This window comes from Streptomyces sp. CB01881 (assembly GCF_002953255.1).
Classification (GTDB): domain Bacteria; phylum Actinomycetota; class Actinomycetes; order Streptomycetales; family Streptomycetaceae; genus Kitasatospora.
This window is the reverse complement of the sequence record NZ_CP026498.1, coordinates 7,567,242-7,568,080: the sequence shown is the minus strand read 5'-3', so window position 1 is coordinate 7,568,080 and position 839 is coordinate 7,567,242. Positions and strand designations below refer to the sequence as shown.

Sequence of the window (839 nt, the reverse complement as noted above, 5' to 3'; positions counted from 1 at the left end):
ATGTCGGCGGCGGTGACCACACCCGGGCCCTGCTTGCGCAGGTACATCACGACCGGCTCGTCGTGCTCCGAGGAGACGACCAGCTGCTTGATGTTCAGGATGAGGTCGGTGACGTCCTCCTTGACGCCCGGCACGGTGGTGAACTCGTGCAGGACACCGTCGATGCGGATGCTGGTGACAGCAGCGCCGGGGATCGACGAGAGGAGGGTGCGGCGCAGGGAGTTGCCGAGGGTGTAACCGAAGCCCGGCTCCAGCGGCTCGATCACGAACCGCGAGCGGAACTCGTCGACGACCTCTTCGGTCAGCGAGGGGCGCTGAGCGATAAGCATGAGGGGTGTTCCTCCAGTTGTCTTCGGCACCCACTATTTGATGCCGACAGGACCAAGCGTACGGGGTCCCGCCGGCAGCGACGAATCGCTGCGCGGGACCCCGTACGAGGTGTGAAGCAGGTACTGCGTGCCCGAAGGCGCTGCGTCAGACGCGGCGGCGCTTCGGCGGACGGCAGCCGTTGTGCGGGGTGGGGGTGACGTCCTGGATCGAGCCGACCTCCAGGCCGGTGGCCTGGAGCGAACGGATCGCGGTCTCGCGGCCGGAGCCCGGACCCTTCACGAAGACGTCAACCTTGCGCATGCCGTGCTCCTGCGCGCGACGGGCAGCGGCCTCGGCGGCCATCTGCGCGGCGAACGGGGTGGACTTGCGCGAGCCCTTGAAGCCGACGTGACCGGCGGAGGCCCAGGAGATCACGTTGCCCGCGGGGTCGGTGATCGAAACGATGGTGTTGTTGAACGTGCTCTTGATGTGCGCGTGGCCGTGAGCGACGTTCTTCTTTGCGGCGGATC

At 67.3% G+C, this 839-nt stretch carries 1 protein-coding gene and 1 pseudogene; both read right to left on the bottom strand.

The features are described from left to right. Positions 1–329 (bottom strand): annotated as a pseudogene (locus C2142_RS40265) (DNA-directed RNA polymerase subunit alpha); the annotation flags it as partial. A gap of 145 nt (positions 330–474) precedes the next feature. Then, positions 475–839 (bottom strand): 30S ribosomal protein S11 (gene rpsK, locus C2142_RS23075; protein WP_241002731.1); only part of this gene is annotated, 365 nt, incomplete at its 5' end.